This is a genomic window from Virgibacillus sp. NKC19-3, assembly GCF_019837165.1.
GTDB lineage: Bacteria > Bacillota > Bacilli > Bacillales > Amphibacillaceae > Virgibacillus_L > Virgibacillus_L saliphilus.
Window position 1 is genome coordinate 3,763,024 of sequence record NZ_JAGYHC010000001.1, and the last position, 17,567, is coordinate 3,780,590.

Genomic DNA, 17,567 nt, shown 5'->3' on the forward strand with positions numbered 1-17,567 from the left:
AGCCAATCATAACATAAAAAGACATGCCCGAGAATGGAATCTCGGACATTCTTAAAACCTATTCTTCAATAACCCCACAAGCAATACGGTCGCCAGCGTCACCGGATGGCTGGGAGGTATAATCATCTGCGTCGGAATGGATCATGAGCGCAGTTCCCCCGTTAGCATATAAGGAGTGATCCTGATCTTTTTCCAATGTGACCATGTCTGCTGTTACTTCTTCCTCAACGGTTCCATCTTCACGCACTTCCATATTTGGTAAGTCACCCGCATGCGGACCATCCGGATCGTCAAAACCATGATTAGCCTCTGTGGGATTAAAATGTTCTCCCGCTGATTCAAAATCTTCAGATGGGTCACAAGATGGATTTTCATGAATATGGAATCCATGTGTCCCTGCTGGTAAATCTGTTCCTTCAAACTCAATCGTAACACCCGATTCACCTTCTGTTAGAGTGGCAGTTCCTACGACATCACCATCTTGATCACTTAGTGAGACCAGTTTTTCCTCTTCGTCCATGGCATTGGTTTGCTCGGATTCCTCGTCCGTGTTTTCCTCGGGTTGCGTTTCTTGATCCTGGTCCTCCTGTTCTTCTGCATTTCCGCCGCAAGCAGGCAGGATAACAGCCAATACCAAGATAAATATAATCATGATCCAACGTCTCATTGAACAACGTCTCCCTTCAAGGTTGTTATGGACAGTTTTTACGTAATGGGAAACGTTTAAACATTGTAGTAACTATACGTGCAAGCAACAGTAAAAAGAAAAAGCAGGAATTTTAAACATGCTTGTTGAAGTAGTACCTATACCATTACAGGAACGCTGGCTTTTGAAATCGTAAAAAGATAATCCATTTTATGGAAAAATCGCAAAAAAGTGTACCACTTAATACGGAATTTAGATATCACTATTTTTAGGAAAGGGTGATTATAATTGCAAGCATATGCTAGTAAGCAAGCCCTCATTGATGAAATTACAAAAAGGGCAAGGCTCTTTATCGATGAATTTCGTTCTGTCGACAACCTTAATAAAGACAGTTTCGTAGATGAAGTCGATAGAACACCCTCCCAAATGATTGCTTACCAATTGGGGTGGATGAATTTGATATTATCATGGGAACAAGATAACAAAGATGGAAAAGAAGTCATAACACCAACACCAGATTATAAGTGGAATAACCTTGGTGGGCTTTATCAGCATTTTTACGATCAGTATGCAGATCATTCACTTGATGCGTTAATAGACAGATTTGAGCGCGATGTTACGAAAATCATTCAACTCATAGAAAGCTATCAAGATAACGAATTATTCGAACAAGGCGGTCGGCAATGGGCAACTACTACTCCGTCTAGTTGGCCAATATGGAAATGGCTTCATATCAATACAGTTGCACCATTCAAATCATTTAGAGCGAAAATAAGAAAATGGAAAAAGCTAAGCGGAATATAAGGTTGAGTTGATTAGCAGTGTCCATATATATTACTGTAACGTAAACCACAGCGTAAAAATATTCTTCAACACTCGGGCGCGTCGCGATAGATTAACGCGCCCGATCTTTTTGATAAGGTTCCATTTTTGCAGAATAAAAATCACACACTTCCAAAGCCAAAATGGAAGGTGGTTACATCGGAAAATTGCTTGTGGTACATGATGCATGAAAGACAATCCCCCCTTAGGAGTACGATTCTTTAGTGCCACTCACCCCTCAAGTGTCAAAAGCCAACTGTACGTACTAACGGCTAATACGATACGGAGAGCTCGTTGATAGCACTTTGCCATCTGACATCATAATAAAGCAACCAATAATCCAATTTTTTCTAATCTAATTTTAATCTTGTTCACAATGCGTTTTAATTTGGTGACTATATGATAAAAGTAACATACAACAAAGGAGGGAAGACAGATGAAAACATTCGTACTTACAACGGCAAGCGCACTACTTCTAACGAGCGGAGGTATTGGCTATGCGGCGCACGCAAATCCAGACACAGCACCAGTAGCAGAGAACAACGCTGCAATGAATAACCATACCCACGCAGAAGATGTTGACGATCTCGTTGAATACGACATACTTGATGATGTAGCTGATGCCGATAACTTTAATGCTCAAATCGTGGAAAACAACAATAACAAACGTATTATTTTATTAAAAGATGACAATGACCAGCCACGATTCAAAAGTATCTATGGTAAAGATACAAGCAGATTAAAAGTGATCGATTTCAATGGCGGGTTAGTGTTTAATCAAATGATCGATGATACAGAAGAAGAAGTTGATGTAGATGAAGATATAGCTGAAAACGAAGGTAACGCCAATGAAGCTGTTGAAGAAAATGATCGAGATAGTGATGCTGCCGAATCAAAAACGGAGCTTGAAGGATTGGAAGAGTACGCCACACTTTCCAATTACGTTGATGTAGATGACGGTAACGCACAAGTTGTGGAGGACAACCCACACAAACGCATCCTTTTATTAAAAGATGGCAATGATCAGCCACAGTTCAAAAGTATTTACATGAAACATCCACACCGATTGAAGGTCATTGAACTTGATAGAGGCCCTATCTATAACGGAAGCATCCAGTAAATCACTTCCCCTGAAAATGACATAAATGTTTTTTCAGGGGAAGTGATGTATATTTCAAGGGAGAGACAGCGAGCCAGATGCGATGCTACATATAATCGAACCAATCAATATTTTAAATGAGGACGAAGTGTTTGTTGCCTTATGGGCGTGCCGTACAAAATACAACTGAGTCAACAATCCCCTCTCCCCCCTATTCTTTTAAAGTGATTCCCTTTGCATTTGGCCCCACAGTCTCACACCCTTAACGAGCCACGAAAACCCCTGGCACCATAGTAAGAGGACGCACCATTGTGATATACGAAGACATGTCCGTAACGATAATCGCAAAAAAGTGCACCACCGCGTTCTCTAATAGCCGAAGGGGTTTGCACCCAGCTCGATGTTTTCATATCAAAATTACCAAGCTTTTGCAAATCCCGATATTGTTCTTCGGTTAAAAGTTCAATACCCATGGCAGCTGCCATATCCATAGCATTATTTTCCGGTTTATGTTTTTTCCTAGCCTCTAGCCCTTCGCGGTCGTAACAAACACTTCTGCGGCCCTTAGGACTTTCTACTGAACAATCATAAAAAATGTACTCGCCCTTCCTTTCATCAAACCCGACAACATCCGGTTCACCGCCAGTTTCCTCCATTTCATAAAGCGACCACAGTTTCTTTGGATTAGCATCCAGATTAGCTTGAACATTAGCCCATTCAAGACCTTTATGGCGGTTTTTATTTTCCTCAAAACGGGCTTTCAATGTGCTATATAATTCTTCACGTTGTTCAAACGATAATTCATTCTTTGTCATATGCATTTCCCCCTCATTCTGGGACAGTAGGGACAGGTCCCTTGTCCCACCTAGTCCCAAGATTTATTAAATCCTCACCCCTGGCCAACAACAGCCTCAAACGTAATCGTCTGATTTGATCCAACAGGATATTGTCCGTATTTATAATCCGCTGAAATGACAATATCTCCAAAGCCAACCTGCTCAAGCAGCATTTTAAACTCTTCAATGCCATACTAACGTAGCGGAAACATGAACCATAATAAAGCTAAACAAACCGATACATCAATATATCATCAATATATTGTCCATCTGCGTTTTTGATTTCCCTTTTTCTACGACCTTCTTCTTCAAACCCGAATTTTTTGTATAGCTGAATCGCACGGTTATTATCTGCAAATACGCTTAACCCTACTTTTTCGATCAATGTACTATCTTGAGCCCATTCAAGAAGCGCTTTTATCAGCGCCTTGCCAATTCCCGATTCTCGTGAATCCTTCTCAACTGACATCCCAAAACTTCCCCTATGCTCCAGACTTTTTCTCCATCCATTTTGGAAGTTAATGAGACCGACGATTTTCATATCGACTTCGGCAACAAATAGTACAGATCCAGGATTTTCAATGTGTTTTCCTATGAATTTCTCCTCATCATCAATGGTGAAGTTTAACTCTCCTGGACGCGTTACCATATAACGACCTTCGTCCATAACTGAGTTACTTAAATTTAGAAGCTGCTCAGCATCTTCTAATTTTGCCTCACGAATTGCTGCCTTACTTCCATTTTTTAATTCAATTATATTCACTATTGATTCCCCCACTTTTTCCTTACAGGGACAGGTTCATTGCCCCAGCACCAGACGAACGGGACAATGAACCTGTCCCTGTTATTGGTTGGCAGTAAGTATATATCGCTCAAACTCTGGTATTTCATCCCAATATAAAGGATCATGTAAGTAGAAAAGTTCGACATGTCGAAAGAAATTCTTTTCTATGACAGATTTGAGTCTTTCTCCAGCGCTTCCTTTGTAATACGGGATCGAATCGCCTATCTCCCTAAATTCATCTTGATATAATCGTTTCTTCCATTCACCTTCGATGATAGCCAGTTTCCCATCTGCTTTTAAAACTCTTTTCCATTCGCTTAATGCGCTATTTGGGTTAGATATATTTGAAATGAGAAAACGGTTGATGACAAGATCAAATGAGGCATCTTTAAATGAAAGGGATTCAGCGTCTTCCATGTGAAAATCAATGGAGTGTCCTCGCTCCTTCGCCTTTTGCCTTGCCTTTTCCAACATACTGGATGCTACATCAACACCGATTACTTGATGTCCTTGTTTGGCCAATAACATACTAAGAAATCCCGTTCCGCACCCAACATCTAAGACATCCAGTTTTTTATCGCCAGTGATGCTTTTCATACGTTTTAACCATAATTCTTCTTGTTCAACACTGCGAATATCATGATGCCCTGTAAAATCGTACAGTTCTGCTCTCCTATTCCAATGGTTTGTTATGCGTTCCTTGATACTCTCATGTTTTGCAACCATGAATACCCTCCGTTTTCAAAAAGTCTGCATATCACGTAGTGCTATCCTTTTGCCGGACGGACACACATCATTTTTTAAAAATCATAACAACTTTGACATGTAGTATTCATCAACAAATTCACCATTGATGAATAAAGAATGTCTTTTTGTCCCTTCGATTTCAAATCCCATTCTCTTATATAATGATAAACCGACTTCGTTCCGAGTGACGACTGTTAACGCTAAACGATGTATACTTTGCCTCTGCGCCCATTGTTCCATCTCTTCAAATAGTCTTGTTCCTACTCCTCGGCCTCTGTAACCCTTGGAAACACCAACAACAATATAAACTGCATGCTTATTTCTATTTGCATCGCCTCCAATTGCCATCAGGTAACCCACTAATTCATTATCATCATTTTCAGCCACAAATATAGTGGAGTTCGCTTTTTTTCCAATACTCGCTATCATCTTTTCTTGTTGCTCAAGTGAAATGTTTCTCTCTCCTGCTTCCCAAAGCATATATTCGGAACTTGCCTCAACTTGCTGGATAAGTCGGGCAGACGTTTCCGCATCAGAAGTGTCTATTTCTCTAATCAGCAAATCATTTCTCCCCCCCCCACAGTTTACGATTTGAAGCCTTGATACCAAACCAAAGCTTTGCTCTCAATCTCTGATACCATCTGCGCCTTTCCTTTTATATATGATTCTATATCATTCGGAAAAAGATTGGACAATTCTTCTTTCAAATCACCATAATTTTTTAATATATCGGGGTGTTTCCGTAAATAGTCCCGGAAAGCTAGATGCCGTTTAATTTCAGGGTCACCTCGTTCATAAACATGGACATGATGCGTTCGATCATCTCCTCCCTTTTGGAAAAATCGCCGATCAGATATGCCATTTTCTCCTTTTGGTTCATAACCAATGTTGATCATCTCAGCGTCAAACTTATCAATCCAACTAATATTTTTTACCACAGGCATTATATCGATAATCGGCTTTGCTTTTAGCCCTTTTACGGAGGTACTGCCAATGTGATGAATTTCAATCATTTCCGAACCAAAAATATGATGTAGCTGTTTAGACTCTTCCTCAAATTTCATTGGCCAATCCCCGTCATATGAGGTTACTTCAACCTTTCTCATTTTACTCTCATCCTTTTTTAATCCTGCTGTTGCTCAATAATATATTCACATGCGTATAAGCTGATTATCGTGCTCTATCGCTGAAATATGATTGCTTAATCACACTCTAAATCTCAATCAACATTTAAAATCACCGCCTTTTTCCAGGAAAAACGCTTCATTAGCGTTTTTTAATATAATATCAAAATTGCAATGATAAGGATGCATAAATAAATCATATTGAATTCTACGCTCTTCATGCGATTGTCTTATAGCGTGAATATCTGCTCCTCTTTCAGAAGCATCTCGAATACCTCTTCTTATTAATTCCGTTTCACTGTCAGTATATAAGTAAATCCTCAAATCAAACAAATGTGGATTTATAAAAGCAACACTCATACCTTCTACAATATTCACTTTGCTTTGTGAATGGATTAAAGTGCTACGCATATAGGGCGTACCTATTGTATAAAAATCTAATTCATCTCTAATCATATGGATGTCTCTTTCCAAACCTAGTACGTTATGGGCAGCAGGATGGCATGCGGTCATTTTATAATGATGATTTTTATTGTTATATTGATAATTTAGAATAGTGTACTTCCTAAGATTAGAACCAATAATATAAGGATCCGTATTAATATAATTTACATCTTTTTGTCCTAAAAGTTTTCCACGTTTATTTGCAAATGTTGTCTTCCCGGAAGCACCATGACCTGAAATTCCAATGATTACTTTTTGATCTGTATTATGTATCAAATTGACTATCCCGTGAAATATCTTGTCCATCACTCTCCCCCTTTTAATAGCAAAGCCCTTTCATTATTTTCATTATAACAATCACCTTATTATATCACGCAGTGGGACGTGGGGACAGGTTCATTGTCCCAATATGCTGGGACAATGAACCTGTCCCCACGTCCCACCCCTAGACATTACGTCAAAGAACTGCTAAACTATAAAGGTTACTCTAGCTAACTGTTACTGAAGGTAACTATCCAAAGAGGTGATTTCCATTAAGACTACACAAAAGTTCTTCCACCAGCTAATCATGTTATACCGCCCGTTTGAAAATCAGCTAAATATAGAGCTGAACAAGCACAATTTGCACCGCGCACAATGGACGATTTTATATTATTTATATCATTTTGGGGAAGCGACAAATATCGAAATTTCCCATTACCAAGGTGTCGAAAAGCCTACTATCACCAGAACCCTGGCAAGCTTGGAAAAATTGGGTTATGTGCAGCAAGCGAGGGGTAAAGATAAGCGTGAAAAACGAATGCAGCTGACAGATTCTGGCAGGAATATGTATGAGCATGTACGTATTACCATTGATGAATTGGAAGCGGACATTTTACAAGGCATATCCGAAACAGAACAGCGTGAAGCCATTCGTATTATGGAAACAATTAGAAGCAATATTCGAAAGTGAGGAATTCATTCGTGGAACAAGCAAAATCAAAATTATGGACGAAGGATTTTACCATTGTATCCGTGGCAAATTTCTTCTTATATTTAGTGTTTTATTTATTATTAGTGACGATGTCGGTCTATGCTGTTGAACAGTTTCGTGTTTCGGAAAGCCAGGCAGGTCTTGTCACTGGTATTTTTGTTATTGGAACATTAATTGGGAGACTGGTCATTGGCCGGTTAATCACAACCATCGGTAACAAGAAAATGTTATATTTCGGACTGATTTTCTTTATTTTGATGTCCTTATTCTATTTTGTTGATGCGGGCATCACCTTTTTTCTAATTACCCGCCTATTACATGGAATCGCCTTAGGCGCAGCAAGTACAGCAACAGGAACCATTGTCGCAGAAGTCATACCTGAGCATCGAAAGGGAGAAGGAATTGGCTATTACAGCATGAGCATTACCCTGGCAACGGCAATCGGTCCATTCATTGGACTTTATATGAGCTCCCATATGGATTACCAGGTGATTTTCATCTTTTGTTTGGCATTGGCAATCATTAGTTTTATTATATCCTTATTTGCTAAAATACCCGTTGTGAAAAATCCTATAAAAACGGCATCTGCGCCACGTAAGAAGAAAATAAAGCTTTCCGATTTTATGGAACCAAAGGCATTACCAATTGGACTCGTACTCATCATCCTATCTGTTGGCTATGCCAGTGTTCTGTCCTTTATTAATTTCTATGCGATTGAAATTAACCAGGTCCAAGCGGCGAGCCTATTCTTTATTGTCTACGCCGTAGCGATCCTGATATCACGGCCATTTACCGGACGTTTACTCGACCTAAAAGGTGCCAACTGGGTGATGTATCCGGCTTTCATTCTATTTGGGGCAGGATTATTGCTGTTAAGCACCGCACAAAGCAGTATATCACTATTAGTAGCTGGTGTATTGATGGGCCTCGGATATGGGAATATGCAATCCACCACGCAAGCCATCGCTGTAAAAATGGCTGCCCCACATCGGGTCGGTCTTGCCACATCAACTTACTATATAGCGATGGACGCGGGAATTGGATTCGGACCATACGTGCTGGGGATCATCATTCCATCAACCGGATACAGCAATTTATATCTCATTATGGGAATCATGGTCCTAGCTACGACGATGCTTTATTACTTCCTTCATGGTAAAAAAGAACATGCCATTTCAGAACCGATGGAGGCTGTAGAAATAAAGTCCCATTCACATTAATTTTAACAACAAGATGGATCATCCATCACGTTCAATGATGTCCCGGGAAAAGCCCGGGATATCTTATAGTTCATAGGGCTTTTTGCTTCCTCAGCTATCCTTTTTATTTAGGATAAGTATACGTTATCACTTTTGATCCAAAACAAACATTATTATATTCGGCGGATTTTGTATACACTAAAAGCAGTTCCCAATCCGGAAGCGAAAGGAGACTGATTCCATTGACTATTAATTTCCATGACCCAGATAACAAAGACAGTTATGCCACCCGCAAACCAGATATGAGCTGGTATGATACGATCAAGAAAATGGTCGATTTGCAGAATATTCATGATGCAGCGGATGTGGGTTGTGGAGGTGGTATCTATGCAAGAGCTCTAGCTGATATGGGAATTGCTGCTATTACCGGTATTGATTCTTCTAAGGTGATGATTGAGGAGGCCAAAAAGCGGTCCAGTGATTACAAGCAAATAGACTTTCAAGTTGGCAGTGCATATGATACAAAGCTACCAAACCGTTCGGTTGATTTTCTATTGGAGCGTGCACTCATTCATCATTTGGAAGATCTATCTTCATGTTTTACAGAGGCATTTCGGATATTAAAACATCGGGGATCCATCCTTATCCAAGATAGAACCCCTTCTGATTGCCTATTAGAAGGAAGTCATGAGCACATTAGAGGATACTTCTTTTCCAAATTTCCGCATTTTGTTACACTTGAAATGAAAAGAAGATATACAAGTGACATTGTTGTAAAAGCGTTAAAGGCGGCTGGATTCACAGCCATTCAGCAAGCAACATTATGGGAGACTAGAAAAAAGTATCCCTCCAAAGACGGATTACTAGCAGACATACGTGCAAGACAAGGGCGGTCTATCCTGCATGAATTAACCGATAAGGAAATAGAACAACTCATTCATTTTATGGACGTTAAGCTGAATAAAAACGGCCCTATCGTTGATAAAGACCGCTGGACGATATGGATGGCTACAAAGTGCTAGAAATGGCTCACTGACATTCGCAAGAAATGCTAACCAGCTTATCCATCTGCTATTTCACTTTTGCAACCCCTAACGCTAGATGTTCCCACAAAATTTTTTCCACTAATTCCATCCACTCTTCCTTACAATCAATAATCAGAATGACCTCCGGATGTTTCCCTTTTAACATTCTTTTTCGCTTTTTAAAAACGTTTTCGGTAAACAGTCTGATGACAACACCTATAATAAATCCCAAAAATGCAAATAGTAGCCCCCACACTATTGGACCCCACGCCATTTTGAAGCCAATACTTGTCCCAACAACCGCAAAGGCCGTAGCAAGTGCAGTCCCTATATCAATCAGTGACGTACCATCGGAAGTATCCAAGCTATCAAACAACCTGCGCGCTTCCACTCGATTATCAAGAGGAACTGCATAAATACTTTCTCTTTTAATCCCCCTTTTTTCCAGTGTGGAAATAGCCATCTCTAAAAAAATATCGTTATCAAATATGGAATATAACTGCATGCTTATCACTTCACTTTTCTCCCTTTTAGAAGTTGAAAATCAGGGTGTTGATAATGTTGCTTTAAAAACCGTCGTTGTTCTTTTTCAAACAGTTTATTATTCTCCACGGTATTTACATACGCATCATACATAGAAAAGCCATATATAGAAGGCAACATGATCAAATATTCACCTTGTAAGACAGCGGTTGCTTGTGCCACCTCTCCTACTAACAAAAGCTGAATAGCTTCGAGCGCATGGGAGAAGTAAAAAAAGAGAACAGCCCAGAAGATAACAAAGAAAGCTGTCGCAATTCGATGGATATAGAGTTGGCCCAAACCTGGTACAACAGCCGACCAAAATGCTGCCATAACAGGGCTTCTCTTATCCAAATAATTAATTTCCAATGCCCCATGCTAAATATATTGAAGCGATGTTCCTCATGCTCGGTCAATACATAGACTTTATTCATATCTACAGTTGTTCGATGACTATCCCAAATTCCAAAAAAGTACACGGGCAAATAGACTAAAAGCCACCTGGTATCCAGGACATTAGTAGCCATATCAAAATTACCCTGAAATGTATATATAATTGCTGAATTAACATTTGCCTGCACATTAACAATCACCTCCCAAATAAATAAGACAAAGCCCCGAATATATTTCGATAAAAGTAAGTGACCAAATCCGGGAAAAGCTGCGCTCCACCATGCAATAACAGAGGGGCTTCTTAAATGAATCTGTGTGGTACCAAGCACACTGACATGTGCGATGTAACGTCTAGCAGTATTGTCCGGTACATAATTATCCATTTAAAAAACCTCCTTTTTCTACTTTTGCTAGTTTTTCCTTTTTAGAAGATTTTTATACTTGTAATCTACCTTGTGAACGAAAGGTAATAGAATCCAGGGAAATGAAAGAAATAAATCCTTTTTAACTATTAAATTCCTTGGATCTCGTAGGGATTGCCTCCCGTTTTGATGATGCGCCTTCCCGTTTTGAGAACGCTCTCTCCCACTTTGATGGGCTGCTCTCCCGATTTTTCATTCTTTCTCCCGTTCAAGAGATTTCTTGCTTGATGTTGCATCCCGCTTGAAAGCATGGATACGGCCGATTACCCTATTTGACAATGATAGTATTTTTTATGACAATTATCATTGTCAAATTGATCATTATCGTGTACAATACCATTATTCATTTAAAAAATGGCAGGTGATCTAGTTTGAAAAGCCGCTTAAAGGAACTTCGTGCACGTGAAGGTTATAATCAAACACAGCTCGCGAGACACGCAAGAATATCCAGGCAGACCATAAGCTTAATCGAACGTGGGGAGTATATGCCCTCCCTATTAATTGCCGTGCGTATTGCGCGTATTTTTAAGGAGCCTGTTGAAAATGTATTTAGCTTTGAGGAGGAGGAGTTGTAAATGAATTTAATCGTACGATTTATCGCAGCGGGATTCGTTGGATTTGTTTCTTATTATGTGTTGATGAATTTTTCAGAGCTTCATTATGCCGGGGAGATTGCTGTCATTAGCCTCATGGCTATCTCCATTATCTTAATCGTTAGGAGTATTTTCCGGTTTCGAAAGGTTAAATCATTAAACAGCCAGCACTTTACAGGTGATGAAGAAGATGAAGTGGAAAACAAAAAGTATAAGCTATTTTCTGATTATGCTCTGTGTGCCAATGTCAGTTTCGTTCTTTCTATACTAGCACTTAGCTTAAGTCTTCTTGCAACCCAAAACGTAATCATGACAGTAGGATCCATTATTGTACTTCTCATCACGATTGTCTTAAACCGGTACATGACGCATATCATGCAACACGTGTATTCCGATCGTAACATGGCACCAACCGCTTCCCATGCAGATTACCCTGAATCGGTACTCGATATTGCAGATAATGGAGAAAAGCATGTCATTCTGGATGGACTGTTTCAATCACAAGGATTATTGAACGTTACACTCATCCTTGCTATTGTACTATCGACCGTCTACTCCATTAATTCTGACAACGCAGAGATTTTTTCGATTATCCTTATGGCCGTTGTATTGCTGGTAGTTAATGTGAAATATCAGCTGGTGATTCGTAATAGATAACAAAACGTGTAGCTCATAACCAGATTCCCTCTACTTAAAAGCAAAAATGGGGATTAAAAATGAGGCTGTCGCCAAAGTGAAGACAGGGGTGACAGCCTCGTTTGATATTTTTAATTACGGTGTTGAATGAGGTCGATGGTACCTAGTACAACATGTGCTAATCCAAAGCCAAATAGGGTATTGGCAATCATTTGATTGGAACTACGTTTTTGCTTTAATCCATAGCCTGTAGCTGTTACAACCGAACCTAACGCAGTTGGTATCATTCCTTCACGAATATTCATCGTCATATCCCTCCCGAATGTTTTAAACATCTCTTAATTATTCGCTCGCAATTTACAACGATACAATTGGAAGAGCCTTAATCCTTTTTATTTGTAAAATTTCGATCCTGTTCCGGGAAGTTTCCAGAAAGATCGTTATGATTCAGATCGGTTTCATCACTAAATTCTGTACCATAACTTAAATTTCTAGGTTCATTTTCATGATCATTGCCATGATCCGCTTCATCCATTGGCTCAAAAAATAATGTCAGGCAGTACAAAGCACTGATTCCAACAAGGGTGTACACTACTCTGGCCAATGCAGCATCTTGTCCACCAAAAAGTGATGCTACTAAATCCCATTGAAACAATCCAATTAGTCCCCAATTCACACCACCGATTATTAATAATACTAACGCAATACGTTGAACGGTTCGCACATTTTCACCTCCTATTCCTTTCGCATTTATAGAATGAATGGCATCTGTTACGCGCATTCTTGCTTCCATTTTTCTGCTCTTTCGCAAAAAATGCGGAGCATGCACTTATTATTTGAGATACAGCTCTTTTCATACAATTTTTCGTTATAACCTTGGAAGTGGGTTAGAAACTTTATGGGGCATTTATACATATACTATCCGGTAAATGGGAGGTTATCGGATGGGGAACTTTGCACTTGAGATGCTCCAGCTCTACTTTATTGCGATACTGGGATTTACGGTAAGGAAAACCAATATACTTCAAGAAGAAGGAAATGATGTGCTGACACAGCTTATCTTATATATAACATTACCTGCTCTCATTTTATTTTCCTTGGATATATCATTTTCCTTTGAATTGTTGAGGGATTTTGGATGGTTGTTGTTGATGTCCGCCTATATCCTTCTATTATCCATTTTTTTAGCTATGTGGATGCGGAAGCGATCACAACTTCCAAAAGGCAAAAAGCATGTTTATGAAGGGCTTATTATTTTTGGCAACCAAGGGTATATTGGCTATGCCGTCATTTTTGTTATTTTTGGAGAGCAAGGAATCGTTTATTTAACGATGTTTAATATCATATATTTCATTCTCATCTGGACCTATGGGATTTACTTATTTACCAGAAATACAGTTGCCATGGAGTGGAAAAAGATCTTCCTGAATCCGGGAGTGCTTTCTACATCAATTGGATTAATTGTTTTAGTTCTCCCCATAAGCTGGCCAGCTATGATTGCAAATACCCTGGAGAGTGTTGGAAAAATGACAATTCCGCTTTCTATGATTTTAATTGGCAGTTTAATCGCGAATGTACACTATAAAAACATCCCTTTTTTATTAAAAAATAGATATTTATGGAAATCCGCCGTGGCGAAGTTAGTCATCATACCGTTATTCCTGCTTCCTTTTGCTATTTCCTCTGTATCATTGACACTAGTTGCGGTTGCTTTCCTTGCTGCTGGTATGCCATCAGCTCCAACAATGTCGCTTTATGCGCAGAAATACGGAGGAGATACCATTTTTGCTTCCTTGGGCGTATTAATATCCAGCCTGTTATGTGCTCTGACTATTCCATTGCTTTATTTGATTTTGCATTTCTTATACTGATTTGGGGTGTTCCTTGTAAACTGCAGCACTCGCTCTCCCGTTTTATCGATTGCGCCTCCCGTTTGAAGGGATCGCTCTCCCGATTCACCGATTGCGCCTCCCGTTTGAAAGGGAGTGAGTCCCGTTTTGACGAAGTACTCTCCCGATTTCCATATTTCTCTCCCGATATTGAATGTAAACAGCCTGATACCGATGGAATATCGGTATCAGGCTGTCGCACTTGCAGTTCCCTTTTCTTTTACGCTGCAACCGTATCTTTTTCTTTTTGACCTTTTGTTTGATTTGTCATGTGACTCTTCAAGAAAGGAATTACCCATCTATCCAGGCCATATCTACCTGCATTATAACCTGCAATCAATAGGAATACAGTGATGACCACCATTTGTGCGTTTGTGCTTACGGTACCACTGAATAGGAAAGCGAAATTCATGGTGATGCCCATTAGTGCTGCAAAATTAGTGAATATACCCAGAATTAGTGCGATACCTACCAGTAATTCGCCCCACATAACTAGGTATGTGAAAAGTTCTGCATTCGGCAGTGCTACTGTTTCCAGAAATGTTCCCCACCATGCTTGAACCGTTGCACCTTCACCAGTTGAATTGGCAATGGCACCTTGAATAAATCCACTAGCATCAAACTCTCCCCCAACAATTTTCCCGTATCCGCCTGTCATCCATTGGTATCCGATATAAATCCGTAAAAAAGCTAAAATCCCAGCCATAACTTTATTATTGCGAATAAAATTCATGATCATCATTTCCATCTCCTTTTACATTTTATTCAATGTTTCACAATATATTGTGTGGTTTGTTTCTTTATTACAATTATATTGTAACATGACACCGCCATCATAAAAGTAAATATGTTCACTATTTCACATTTTGTTAATAAAGTTATGGCAAAAAAGTGAACATCGAATATAGCCCCCCCATCCATTATCATTCTGAGCAATTTGTAAAATAGCCTTGACTTCCAGCAAAAGTGTTTTATACTGTTTATATACACATACACAGTATTACAGTTTGAAGGGAGGATGTATCATGCAAGACTGGAGGCAAGCGTATTGGCTAGCTACATTTGAATGGAAAACTTCCTTAAAGACATTCATCGGGCTTTTTCTATTCTATGCTTTCATGACACTATTTTTCTTACCGTCATTTAGTGCTTATTTAGAAAATGATTTTGCGGGATTTGATCTTTTTTTTATGATCCTGTTTGCCCTTGCCCCCGCCTGGTTAAGAACGAAAGAATTTAAATACCAGAAAATCAGTGGAGAAATATGGGCATCGCCTGCTTTAATCATGTTCGCACAATTACCTGTTTCCAAAAATATAATCATCAAAAACAGATTCATCGTTTATGCTGCCTATTCCGTTCCTTATAGTCTTTTAATGCTTATTGCACTATATATTGTAAACCCTGAGTTTCAAGTTATGATGTCACCACTCTCGCACGTTGCCTTTATAATCATTTGGATTGCGTTCGGCATCTACGCAGGTTTCATCATGCCTGCAAGTGATGCGGGGGATAAAGTGAACACGAAAATTATGACATTTTATACCATCGGTCTGATCATAGGGGGATTGATGCTCCTTACCTTTTTTCACCTGCTTTTCGGCAATGGTCCTGTTTATTTAACCATCATTGCAGCCCGACATTGGCCATTATTATCATCCATCATTTCGATTGTACTTGTGTTCCTTGGATTTCATTACTGGCAGCGTTATATGAATAAGCAAATGGATAAATTAGATTATCTCTAATGGAGCATTTCAGAACAAAGGCGGAAGCGCCCGGTTAGCAACGTACAAACTGCGCTTAGCGCTGCGGGTGGTCAGGCGTGCTTAGCAAAGTGGCGAATTTAGTTGAAGCTCCTTTTCCGCAGGTGAGATTAGATGAACTTGACTTGTCGCCAATTAATGGCGAAAGTCAAAGTGAATCTTATGCTTGGAAAGCGAAAAGGAAACACGGTGAGCTGACAAGCGAACCGATGCCCGCTTATCGCAATGGAGGAATATGAAGTTTGGGACTGCGCTAACGCTCGTCCCACCAAAAAGACCTGCTAGTTGCTGGGCGCTGGAGCCGGATGAGGCTTATCTGGCTACTAAATTATCCACAATCCTGAAATTTTATAATTTCAAAGACACAAAAAAGGGGTGCATACCGTGGAGCTGCCAATTCGTCTTTCCAAGGATTCACGTGAACCAATTTATCATCAAATCGAAAACCAGTTGAAGGCATTGATTGCTGGCGGGCATCTTCCTGCAGATACCCCGCTGCCTTCCGTTCGAGCGCTTTCCAAGGACCTGGAAATCAGTGTGATCACCATTAGGCGCGCTTATCAAAACCTAGAATATCAGGGGTTTATTCGAACAACCCAAGGAAAAGGCACCTTTGTTGCAGAAATAGGCGACTCCCTAAAACAGCAAATGAAAATATCTTCCGTCTATGAAACTATCGAAAAGGCAGTGGAAACAGCGATTAATTATGATTACACCGTTGCGCAAATTGAAGAAATTTTCCACGAAGTATTAATGCGACATAAGAAAGGAGACTAAGCAATGGCTTCCGTTCTACACATGAAAGATGTAGAGAAACAGATAGATGATTTCCAACTGGGCCCGATTGATTTAAACCTTGAACCCGGCACGATCACCGCCTTAGTCGGCAACAACGGCTCCGGGAAAAGTACATTACTGAAGCTAATCATGCATCTGGCAATGTCGGATAAGGGCAATATCGAGATCTATGATACGTTTGTTTATGGGCAGGACGAAAGCTGGAAGGCTAACATTGCCTACCAGCCTCAGACTGTCATTGGCTGGGATGCCTATACAGCGAAAACGTTAAGAGATATCATTTCGCCATTGCATTCGAATTGGGACGATGCCTTATTCGATAAAATGATAAAACTTTTCGATATCCCATTAAATAAGCGATTCGGTAAATTATCACAGGGCGTCAAGCAGAAGCTGAGCTTGGCATTAACGATTCCAAGAAATACACCCATATTACTACTAGATGAACCAACATCTTTCATGGATATTCCATCTAAAAAGTATCTGATGGACATACTCGTAGACTGGATGGATGAGGGAGAGCGCGCCATTCTCATGGCAAGCCATCAATCTGCAGATATGATGAAACTTGTAGATTATTTATCCATCCTAAAGAGTGGAGAAATGATAGGAACTTTTGAAAAGGAAGCATTAACGGAAAGCTTTAAACGCTACTGGGTAACGAGTCCTCTGCCAACAGCACATATATCAGGCGAAGTTTCCCGGGAGAATCAGCAAATCATTTCGAATCAGCCTGCGGCAACGGAGCATTATTTCCTGGAAAATAATTTGGAATGGACGAACCGTACAGCGCTGGATTTGGAGGAAATTATTACGCTCCTGCTGGAACGAAAATAGGAAGAAAGGGGA

Annotated in this window: 25 protein-coding genes; 12 read left to right on the forward strand and 13 right to left on the reverse strand. The window is 39.8% G+C overall.

Annotated features, from left to right (window positions below; translation table 11 throughout):
* Positions 1 to 58: 58 nt before the first annotated feature.
* A complete protein-coding gene (locus KFZ56_RS17870; protein WP_222643472.1) occupies positions 59 to 667 on the reverse strand; it encodes a superoxide dismutase family protein in 609 nt (202 codons plus the stop codon).
* Between the two features lie 267 nt (positions 668 to 934).
* On the opposite strand from KFZ56_RS17870, the gene KFZ56_RS17875 reads away from it, so the two are divergent.
* Both KFZ56_RS17875 and KFZ56_RS17880 read left to right on the forward strand, forming a co-directional pair.
* Positions 935 to 1,450, forward strand: a complete 516-nt coding sequence (locus KFZ56_RS17875) for a ClbS/DfsB family four-helix bundle protein (protein ID WP_222643473.1) — start codon at positions 935 to 937, stop codon at positions 1,448 to 1,450.
* Between the two features lie 454 nt (positions 1,451 to 1,904).
* Positions 1,905 to 2,588: a hypothetical protein gene (locus KFZ56_RS17880; RefSeq protein ID WP_222643474.1), complete on the forward strand. Its 684-nt coding sequence runs from the start codon at positions 1,905 to 1,907 to the stop codon at positions 2,586 to 2,588.
* Between the two features lie 233 nt (positions 2,589 to 2,821).
* Here the strand turns inward: KFZ56_RS17880 and KFZ56_RS17885 are convergent, their stop codons facing one another.
* The 6 genes from KFZ56_RS17885 to KFZ56_RS17910 all read right to left on the reverse strand — a co-directional run bounded on the left by KFZ56_RS17885 (position 2,822) and on the right by KFZ56_RS17910 (position 6,808).
* On the reverse strand, positions 2,822 to 3,388 hold the full coding sequence (locus KFZ56_RS17885) for a DUF4256 domain-containing protein (RefSeq protein WP_222643475.1): 567 nt from the start codon (positions 3,386 to 3,388) through the stop codon (positions 2,822 to 2,824).
* Between the two features lie 241 nt (positions 3,389 to 3,629).
* Positions 3,630 to 4,166 carry a GNAT family N-acetyltransferase gene (locus KFZ56_RS17890; protein WP_222643476.1) on the reverse strand — a complete coding sequence of 179 codons (537 nt, stop codon included), beginning with the start codon at positions 4,164 to 4,166 and terminating at the stop codon, positions 3,630 to 3,632.
* Positions 4,167 to 4,247: 81 nt separating this feature from the next.
* Positions 4,248 to 4,913, reverse strand: coding sequence for a class I SAM-dependent methyltransferase (locus KFZ56_RS17895; RefSeq protein WP_222643478.1), 666 nt, complete (start codon positions 4,911 to 4,913; stop codon positions 4,248 to 4,250).
* A gap of 81 nt (positions 4,914 to 4,994) precedes the next feature.
* Positions 4,995 to 5,495, reverse strand: coding sequence for a GNAT family N-acetyltransferase (locus tag KFZ56_RS17900; protein WP_222643486.1), 501 nt, complete (start codon positions 5,493 to 5,495; stop codon positions 4,995 to 4,997).
* Between the two features lie 23 nt (positions 5,496 to 5,518).
* Entirely contained in the window at positions 5,519 to 6,040 is a 522-nt protein-coding gene (locus tag KFZ56_RS17905; RefSeq protein WP_222643488.1) for a GrpB family protein, read from the reverse strand.
* A gap of 117 nt (positions 6,041 to 6,157) precedes the next feature.
* Positions 6,158 to 6,808: a uridine kinase family protein gene (locus KFZ56_RS17910; RefSeq protein ID WP_222643490.1), complete on the reverse strand. Its 651-nt coding sequence runs from the start codon at positions 6,806 to 6,808 to the stop codon at positions 6,158 to 6,160.
* A 217-nt stretch (positions 6,809 to 7,025) separates the two neighbouring features.
* Between KFZ56_RS17910 and KFZ56_RS17915 the strand changes: the two genes are divergently transcribed.
* The 3 genes from KFZ56_RS17915 to KFZ56_RS17925 all read left to right on the forward strand — a co-directional run bounded on the left by KFZ56_RS17915 (position 7,026) and on the right by KFZ56_RS17925 (position 9,696).
* Positions 7,026 to 7,454: a MarR family winged helix-turn-helix transcriptional regulator gene (locus KFZ56_RS17915; protein WP_309228326.1), complete on the forward strand. Its 429-nt coding sequence runs from the start codon at positions 7,026 to 7,028 to the stop codon at positions 7,452 to 7,454.
* An 11-nt stretch (positions 7,455 to 7,465) separates the two neighbouring features.
* Positions 7,466 to 8,695 (forward strand): MFS transporter, encoded by a 1,230-nt coding sequence (locus tag KFZ56_RS17920; protein WP_222643492.1) that lies wholly within the window; start codon positions 7,466 to 7,468, stop codon positions 8,693 to 8,695.
* Between the two features lie 221 nt (positions 8,696 to 8,916).
* Positions 8,917 to 9,696, forward strand: coding sequence for a class I SAM-dependent methyltransferase (locus tag KFZ56_RS17925; protein ID WP_222643494.1), 780 nt, complete (start codon positions 8,917 to 8,919; stop codon positions 9,694 to 9,696).
* A 49-nt stretch (positions 9,697 to 9,745) separates the two neighbouring features.
* On the opposite strand, the gene KFZ56_RS17930 is transcribed toward KFZ56_RS17925, so the two are convergent.
* The 3 genes from KFZ56_RS17930 to KFZ56_RS17935 are packed head-to-tail and all read right to left on the reverse strand — an operon-like array spanning position 9,746 to position 10,997.
* Positions 9,746 to 10,204, reverse strand: coding sequence for a hypothetical protein (locus tag KFZ56_RS17930; protein ID WP_222644048.1), 459 nt, complete (start codon positions 10,202 to 10,204; stop codon positions 9,746 to 9,748).
* A 5-nt stretch (positions 10,205 to 10,209) separates the two neighbouring features.
* Positions 10,210 to 10,404 carry a hypothetical protein gene (locus KFZ56_RS19925; RefSeq protein WP_309228327.1) on the reverse strand — a complete coding sequence of 65 codons (195 nt, stop codon included), beginning with the start codon at positions 10,402 to 10,404 and terminating at the stop codon, positions 10,210 to 10,212.
* Between the two features lie 8 nt (positions 10,405 to 10,412).
* A complete protein-coding gene (locus tag KFZ56_RS17935) occupies positions 10,413 to 10,997 on the reverse strand; it encodes a hypothetical protein (protein ID WP_309228328.1) in 585 nt (194 codons plus the stop codon).
* A gap of 410 nt (positions 10,998 to 11,407) precedes the next feature.
* Between KFZ56_RS17935 and KFZ56_RS17940 the strand changes: the two genes are divergently transcribed.
* Both KFZ56_RS17940 and KFZ56_RS17945 read left to right on the forward strand, forming a co-directional pair.
* A complete protein-coding gene (locus tag KFZ56_RS17940) occupies positions 11,408 to 11,611 on the forward strand; it encodes a helix-turn-helix transcriptional regulator (RefSeq protein ID WP_222643495.1) in 204 nt (67 codons plus the stop codon).
* Positions 11,612 to 12,286, forward strand: coding sequence for a DUF3169 family protein (locus KFZ56_RS17945; RefSeq protein ID WP_222643496.1), 675 nt, complete (start codon positions 11,612 to 11,614; stop codon positions 12,284 to 12,286). It abuts the gene before it with no gap.
* Positions 12,287 to 12,396: 110 nt separating this feature from the next.
* Here KFZ56_RS17945 and KFZ56_RS17950 read toward each other — a convergent pair whose 3' ends face one another.
* The gene (locus KFZ56_RS17950) at positions 12,397 to 12,570 is read right to left on the reverse strand and encodes an asparagine synthase (protein ID WP_222643497.1); all 174 of its coding nucleotides are present in this window, start codon (positions 12,568 to 12,570) and stop codon (positions 12,397 to 12,399) included.
* Positions 12,571 to 12,647: 77 nt separating this feature from the next.
* A complete protein-coding gene (locus tag KFZ56_RS17955; protein ID WP_255585215.1) occupies positions 12,648 to 13,058 on the reverse strand; it encodes a DUF378 domain-containing protein in 411 nt (136 codons plus the stop codon).
* 151 nt (positions 13,059 to 13,209) lie between these two features.
* Here KFZ56_RS17955 and KFZ56_RS17960 point away from each other — a divergent pair, with 151 nt between their 5' ends.
* On the forward strand, positions 13,210 to 14,136 hold the full coding sequence (locus KFZ56_RS17960; protein ID WP_222643498.1) for an AEC family transporter: 927 nt from the start codon (positions 13,210 to 13,212) through the stop codon (positions 14,134 to 14,136).
* Positions 14,137 to 14,374: 238 nt separating this feature from the next.
* Here KFZ56_RS17960 and KFZ56_RS17965 read toward each other — a convergent pair whose 3' ends face one another.
* Positions 14,375 to 14,893 carry a DoxX family protein gene (locus tag KFZ56_RS17965; RefSeq protein ID WP_222643499.1) on the reverse strand — a complete coding sequence of 173 codons (519 nt, stop codon included), beginning with the start codon at positions 14,891 to 14,893 and terminating at the stop codon, positions 14,375 to 14,377.
* A gap of 286 nt (positions 14,894 to 15,179) precedes the next feature.
* Between KFZ56_RS17965 and KFZ56_RS17970 the strand changes: the two genes are divergently transcribed.
* The 4 genes from KFZ56_RS17970 (at position 15,180) to KFZ56_RS17985 (ending at position 17,555) form a co-directional block, all read left to right on the forward strand.
* Positions 15,180 to 15,902, forward strand: a complete 723-nt coding sequence (locus KFZ56_RS17970) for a DUF485 domain-containing protein (protein ID WP_222643500.1) — start codon at positions 15,180 to 15,182, stop codon at positions 15,900 to 15,902.
* Positions 15,903 to 15,979: 77 nt separating this feature from the next.
* A complete protein-coding gene (locus tag KFZ56_RS17975) occupies positions 15,980 to 16,159 on the forward strand; it encodes a hypothetical protein (protein WP_222643502.1) in 180 nt (59 codons plus the stop codon).
* A 145-nt stretch (positions 16,160 to 16,304) separates the two neighbouring features.
* Entirely contained in the window at positions 16,305 to 16,697 is a 393-nt protein-coding gene (locus KFZ56_RS17980; RefSeq protein ID WP_222643504.1) for a GntR family transcriptional regulator, read from the forward strand.
* 3 nt (positions 16,698 to 16,700) lie between these two features.
* A complete protein-coding gene (locus KFZ56_RS17985; RefSeq protein ID WP_222643506.1) occupies positions 16,701 to 17,555 on the forward strand; it encodes an ATP-binding cassette domain-containing protein in 855 nt (284 codons plus the stop codon).
* Positions 17,556 to 17,567: the final 12 nt, after the last annotated feature.